The organism is Vibrio sp. H11 (genome assembly GCF_004804295.1).
In the GTDB taxonomy this organism is placed as follows: Bacteria; Pseudomonadota; Gammaproteobacteria; order Enterobacterales; family Vibrionaceae; genus Vibrio; species Vibrio ostreae.
The window spans coordinates 159,634-166,183 of sequence record NZ_SSHN01000010.1 but is presented as its reverse complement, the minus strand read 5'-3'; the positions used below and the strand labels follow the sequence as shown (position 1 = coordinate 166,183).

5 protein-coding genes are annotated in these 6,550 nt (G+C 49.0%); 1 reads left to right on the top strand and 4 read right to left on the bottom strand.

Annotated elements, in window-relative coordinates; all coding sequences use genetic code 11:
• The 4 genes from E6C74_RS15740 to E6C74_RS15725 form a co-directional block, all read right to left on the bottom strand.
• On the bottom strand, positions 1–143 hold a 143-nt coding region (locus tag E6C74_RS15740), incomplete at its 3' end, for an NAD(P)-binding domain-containing protein (RefSeq protein WP_136486954.1).
• Between the two features lie 11 nt (positions 144–154).
• The gene (gene pgl / locus E6C74_RS15735; protein ID WP_136486952.1) at positions 155–871 is read right to left on the bottom strand and encodes a 6-phosphogluconolactonase; all 717 of its coding nucleotides are present in this window, start codon (positions 869–871) and stop codon (positions 155–157) included.
• A complete protein-coding gene (gene zwf, locus E6C74_RS15730) occupies positions 868–2,370 on the bottom strand; it encodes a glucose-6-phosphate dehydrogenase (protein ID WP_168797043.1) in 1,503 nt (500 codons plus the stop codon). Before zwf ends, pgl begins: the two co-directional genes overlap by 4 nt.
• Positions 2,371–2,662: 292 nt before the next feature.
• Entirely contained in the window at positions 2,663–5,539 is a 2,877-nt protein-coding gene (locus E6C74_RS15725) for an HD domain-containing phosphohydrolase (RefSeq protein WP_136486948.1), read from the bottom strand.
• Between the two features lie 228 nt (positions 5,540–5,767).
• On the opposite strand from E6C74_RS15725, the gene E6C74_RS15720 reads away from it, so the two are divergent.
• Entirely contained in the window at positions 5,768–6,511 is a 744-nt protein-coding gene (locus E6C74_RS15720; RefSeq protein ID WP_136486946.1) for a phosphatase, read from the top strand.
• The last annotated feature ends 39 nt before the right edge of the window (positions 6,512–6,550 follow it).

Sequence of the window (6,550 nt, the reverse complement as noted above, 5' to 3'; positions counted from 1 at the left end):
CCTTTCGCCGGGCCTTGCAGGAATTCGTCGACTTTCGCCGCAGTACGGTTATGTGCCACCACTTTAAAGCCGTGGTCGTTCATGTTCAGGATAAGGTTCTGGCCCATGACTGCCAGGCCAATTACACCAATATCGCCTTTCATTTTTCTCTCCTTCACGCAATCTTCGCTGCTGCGTCTAAATCTAAAAACCACTCTGTTTCACCAGCCGAAGACTGGATTTTCGCTGCTGGATACGGCAGATCTTCAGCAGGAGTGGTGTGAATTTCATAAACGATCTCGGCCTTACCAGCGCCAAGAACAAGGTAACTAATACGTTTTGCTGCTTCCAGTACCTTCGCGGTTTTAGACACACGAAGCTGGCCTGATTCAGGGTGAGAGGCGACGACAGACAAGTTCTCATCATCGTAGTTGGTTTTACCCGGGAACAGAGATGCAGTGTGGCCGTCAGCGCCGACACCCAGCAGGATCCAGTCAAAGACAGGCGTCCCATTGTCTGATGGAATCACGTCAGCCATTTCTTGAGCAAAGCGTTCAGCTTCTGCCTGAGGCTCGTTTTCACCCAAAATACGGTGAATGTTACCAGCCGGGATGTCGATTTGGCTGAACAGCAGAGTGTTCGCTTCACCGTAGTTGCTTTCTGCATCATCCGGCGCTACGCAGCGCTCATCACCCCACCAGAAGTGCAGGTTTTGCCACTGAATAGAGCTTACATATGGCTCAGAGGCCAACAGTTTGAACAGCATTTTTGGTGTGCTGCCGCCAGACAGAGAAATGTGTACCGGGCGGCCCAGCTCGCTGAATGACTTCATATCATTCGCGAGGGATTCCACAACGGCATCCGCGGTTGGCAGAATTTTGTGATTGATCATAGTTCGCAATAGTCCGTATTGGTCAGATTTTTACAAGGGAAGCGCCATTCACGGCCATCATTGCTCAGCAGGTCATCGGATTCTTTAGGTCCCCATGTACCGCAGGCGTAGCCGTACAGAGATTGAGGATCTTGTTTGAAGTCCAGAATTGGCTGAACAAATCGCCAGCACGCTTCCACGGCATCCGTGCGCGCAAATAGTGTCGCATCACCGTTCAGTGCATCCAGAAGCAGACGCTCGTATGCTGTCAGCATTTTGGTCTCTTCCAGAGAGGCATAGTGGAAGTTCATTGACACTTCTTTTGCCTTAAAGCCTGCGCCCGGCTCTTTCAGACCGAAGCTCATCAGAATGCCTTCGTCAGGCTGAATACGGATGATGAGCTTGTTCTCTGGCGCATTTTGACCAAACACTGGGTGCGGCGTACGCTTAAAGTGGATAACCACTTCAGTCACGCGGGTTGGCAGGCGTTTACCACTGCGCACGTAGAATGGTACGCCATTCCAACGCCAGTTGTTGATAAACATCTTCAGTGCCATATAGGTTTCGGTACGTGAATCTTCAGCCACGCCCGGTTCGTCGCGGTAACCCGGAAGGAATTTGCCACGAACTTCAGATTCGGTGTACTGACCCAATACCAGGTTGTTACGCAAGTCGTCATCGGAGAGCGGTTGCAGGCTCTGCAGGACTTTATTCACTTCGTTACGAATGGAATTGGCGTTGATAGCCGCCGGCGGCTCCATACCCACCATGGCCAGAACTTGCAGCAGGTGGTTCTGGAACATGTCGCGCACTGCGCCTGAACCATCGTAATAACCACCGCGGCCTTCTACGCCCAGGAACTCCGCACCGGTAATTTCAACGTAATCGATGAAGTTACGGTTCCAAAGTGGTTCAAACATACCGTTAGCAAAACGGAAAACCAGTAGGTTTTGCACGGTTTCTTTGCCCAAATAGTGGTCAATGCGGTAAATCTGATGTTCTTTGAAGTGGTTATGGATTTCGATATCCAGCTCTTGAGCGGATTTAAGGTCGTAACCGAACGGTTTCTCAATGATCAGGCGTTTCCAGCCATTGGATTCATCGTTCAGACCCTGAGAGGCAAGACACGCAGGGATCACACCGTAAAGACTTGGCGGCGTCGCGAGATAGAAGAGTGTATTGCGTTCAGTCTGGTTGTATTTATCAGCCAGTTGGTCAAGGCGGGTGGTCAGTTTTGAGTAATCATCCTGGTCGGATGTATTAATAGCTTGATAGTGAAGGTGTTCACAGAAGGCATCAAGGATTTCAGGTTCTGTTTTCTCCAGTTCCTGAAGCGAGCGTTTCAGCTTCTCGCGGTATGATTCATCACTGTATTCAGTACGGCTCACGCCCAAAATAGCAAAGGACTCAGGCAATTGCTTGCTTGCATACAGATGATACAGAGCAGGAACCAACTTACGGTAAGTTAAGTCGCCCGAAGCACCAAAAATCACGATGCTGCTGTTTTCAGGTATTACCATCATCTTTCCCTTAAAAACGAGGTAGTTAGCATGCGCCAACCCTAGCAGCGCAATACACAAATAGAAAGAAGGTGATGCCTATATTGTCGATAGGCAAAACCGATAGGGAGATCACATAAATAGCAAATATGAGATCTCGCCCGGAGGGGTATTGTCTACGACAATTTGACACACATCAACTATTGATAGCGCAATCGACCAATAATTGAGTTACTTTTTAGCTAACTTACTAATTTTTAAAGGTACTGACTGGTAAACTTAGTTTGAATTTATCTCCGAACCGGCCTTGTTTTTAAAACTGAGCCTTCATAAAGGCTTTAACGGTTTTAATCTCTTCGTCAATATCGACCTTAGTACATTGCTGCGTATCTAAGAAGCGCTGGGCGTATTCAGCATAAACACCGGTCTCCAGAAACAGCACATACAGTTTAGGGTCAATGTGGCCCGAGGTTGCCATCTGGGTCATGATGGCTATCGACTCAGTCAGCGTTTTGGCTTTTTTGTAAGGCCGGTCACTGGATGTCAGGGCTTCAAACACATCAGCGATGGCCATGATCCGGGCCGGGATTGATAACTGCTCTTCGTTCAGCCCGCGCGGATAACCTTTCCCATCCATACGTTCATGGTGGTTGCCAGCAATGTCCGGCACATTCTGCAGATGTTCCGGATAGGGCAGGCGACGCAGCATTTCGATAGTCTGAATAATATGGTCATTAATGACGAAGCGCTCTTCATCGGTCAGCGTACCACTGCGAATACTCAAATTATGTAGCTCGCCGCGATTGTATTGGACATCGAGCGGTTTGAGTGTGAACTCTGACTGCTGTACCGCTGCTGGTTGGGTGTCTTTGGCCCAGGCGATTAGGTGCTCTGGTTTATCGGCCAGCAAGCCTTCCATAACGGGCAGGCTCCCATTGTCAGGGTAACGTTGTTGTTCCAGATGGGAAACGCCCAGCCTGTTGTCCAGAGTCCGTTTCCATTGACGCCTGGCAATTTGTTGCAAGCGTTCAATGTCCTCATCGCGCATAAATTCAGAGCCGATGTTGCATTGAGCGACAAAACTGAACTCCTCGTCTAACGTGTGTCGGGTGCTGTCCAGTTGCTGTTGAAGTTCAGTTGGGTCGCCGCCCTGAGCAACGGCTTGCCAATACTCGGCTTCAGCTTGCATTTTGAGCAGTTCGAAACGCATGCGTATCTCATGGATACGATCATAAATGGTCTCGAGCTTGGTGGCTTTATCAACTACGAACTCAGGCGTGGTGACTTTACCGCAGTCATGCATCCAGGCGGCCAGATTAAGCTCTTCCCATTGTTCACTGTTCATGGTGAAGCGTGGGAAGTAATGATGATCCTCCACCGCAGCTTTGGCCAGCATCTTGGCGAGCTCGGGGACACGCTGGCAATGTCCGCCAGTGTATGGAGATTTGGTATCGATGGCAGAGGCGATCAAGGCGATGAAGGCATTCAGCATATCTTTTTGCTGCTGCATTTTGTCGATATTGTCTTTGGCTATTTCAGCAAAACTGAGTACCTCACGTAAAAACGCGTGTTTATCGAGTTGTGCCTTGGTGGTGGTGCGTTCATAGCTGAGATTGAGTACGCCGACGAGCTGACGATGGCGGTTAAGTAACGGGAAAAGATAGATATCGCTGTTAAACAAATAGTCTTTGTGTTTGCGCAGGATATTGTCATCACGAGTCAGGTGAACCAGTTCCCCTTTCTTCAGTTCAGAAAGTAGCCAGGGTGTGTCCTGAACTAACTGATTGATATCGATTTTGAACGGAATAATTGCATGATTGGCGGCAATCGTGAACGTTTGACATTCATTCGAATACAAATAGAGCAAAATGGTTTCCGCTCTGGTCACGATGTAACTCTGATGAGTAATGGTTTTCGCCAGCACATCAAAGTCCTGATTCGAAGCGGTTTCACGCAATAATTTCAGCAGGTCGTGCAGAGTGTGTTCCATCAATTCGATGGACTGAGTAAGATCGGCCACCTCTTTGATCACGCTTTTCGGATAGCGGGTTTTCTGAAAATCAAAGCGCGCGATGTTATCTGTCTGTACCACCAGGTTTTCCAGCGGACTGGCCAGACGCCGCGCCGTGAACCAGACAATCAGGAAACAGCCCATCAGTAGAAAAATGGCGACCATGATTTGCTGATCGCGCATAGACAGCAGGTTAGCTAGTAGCGCTTTTTGAGGCGTTGCTTCCGCCAGGAGCAGATGGACGTGCTCGTTGAGCGTCACCGGGGTCAGGGTGACGGACCATTCGTCAGAGGCAAAATGGGTGGTGGTGTATAAGGTTTGGCTGCTGATACGGTTGGCTATCGAACCGAAAATACCGGAGGCCAGTTTTTGTTTGGTTTGCTGATCGCTGTCGCTCACCGTCATCCCGGTATTGTGTTCAGCCAGCAGGCGGAATTGATGATCGAATAGCGCGAGTTTGGCATCGGGCGAATAACCGATACGGGCCATCTGGTTAGAGAGTGAATTTAACGTGAAGTCTGCCGCTACCACGGTTTGACCATCATAAGAGCGTCTGGAAAGTGTGACACCGTGGGTTTGGAGAAAGTGAAAAGAGTAGGGCTCGGTGAGTCGTGTAACGCCATCGTCTTGAGCCTGGATGTACCACGGGCGCTCTCGTGGGTCGTATGTATTGTCGTGGCTCTGGCGAGTCATCATAGTATTCAGTTCGCTATCGACAAATAATACGATACTGCTGCCATCCATCCGGGTGCGGTTAATAAACAGTTGTGCTTCCGGAGGTGCGTCAAACTGTTTGCGTGCTTCGGCACTGTTAAGCGGCCTTATCATCGTAAAGTCGCCCTGATTATTACCGTAATACAGTGCAATTAAATCCTGATTACGTTTAAACACCAGGCTTAGCGCCGCAAACCAGTTTTTCGCTTCCTGGGGCGGCAAACCCTGATCGACAAAGTGACTAAAAGCCATGAAATCGAGAGTTGTCAGTACCGGTGACGCGTTCTGACTAAACGCTGCTTCAAGTTTGCGGCTATTTTCATGGCTGAGCTCTTTGGCACTGGTGGTCAGTAACTGCTGTGAATGATAGTAACTGACAGCAATTAATGCTGATCCAACTAATGTTACTAAAACGACAAATAATGTACTGATTTGAATGCTCAGCGGGTAGCAACGTTTGGTCATAAAGCCATCTCTAGTTCGACGATGGTATAAGTATTGTTCAAGTTCCATAACTTGCAAAAATCAACCAATTAGCGAGTTTCTATTTTGCTGAAAGTTGTTTAGGGCTCACAAATTTCGTGTCGTTAAGCAGGGCCGTTCACATCTCAGTCGTCATCAGCAGCACCATTCAGAGATTGGTATCCACCAGGGGATATTGTTAAACTGATTGAATAACGGAGGGAAGTAGCGATGAAATTAGCGGTTGATACCCACACCCACACGTATGCCAGCGGGCATGCTTACAGCACATTGATTGAGAATGCCCAGTCAGCGGCCAAGCAGGATCTGACCATGTTCTGTACCACAGACCATTCAGAGTCGATGCCCGGAGCACCGCACTATTGGTTCTTCTCCAATCAACGCGTTTTACCGCGTTTTCTGCACGGTGTCGCGGTGGTTCGTGGCGTTGAATCCAATATACTCAATACCGCCGGAGAGATAGATATCCATCCTTCAGTGGATCAGAATCTAGACTGGGTCATTGCCAGTTTTCACGAGCCGGTATTTCGCCCAGGCACGAAAGCACAACATACTGAAGCGCTGCTGAACGTCATTCGCAGCGGCCGTGTTGATGCTCTGGGCCATCTTGGTAATCCGCATTTTGACTTTGATTTTCAGCCGGTGATTGATTGTGCCGCACAGCACAATGTCGCGATTGAAATTAATAACAGTACTCTGAAGGGGCACAGCCGCGCAGGTAGCGTTGACCGATGCTATGAAATTGCACAAATTGCCAAAGCGTGCGGAGCCTGGATTACCACGGGCAGTGATGCGCATTTTTGCCAGGATGTCGGTAACTTAGCCTTGGCCAGCGAGCTTTTGGACCGGGTAGGAATCGCGTCGGAAAAAGTCATCACGCATACCGCAGCGCAGTTTGTGCAATTTCTTGCTTTACGTGGACGTCATCCGGTTGAAGCGTTTCAGAACCTTTAATGTTTTTGGTCAGCCGGGCGGCGAATGTAAGTATTTGAA

Excerpts from the sequence above, each read along its gene's own strand:
- pgl (WP_136486952.1), bottom strand. The coding sequence starts at position 871 with ATGATCAATCACAAAATTCTGCCAACCGCGGATGCCGTTGTGGAATCC.
- zwf (WP_168797043.1), bottom strand. The coding sequence starts at position 2,370 with ATGGTAATACCTGAAAACAGCAGCATCGTGATTTTTGGTGCTTCGGGC.
- E6C74_RS15725 (WP_136486948.1), bottom strand. The coding sequence starts at position 5,539 with ATGACCAAACGTTGCTACCCGCTGAGCATTCAAATCAGTACATTATTT.
- E6C74_RS15720 (WP_136486946.1), top strand. The coding sequence starts at position 5,768 with ATGAAATTAGCGGTTGATACCCACACCCACACGTATGCCAGCGGGCAT.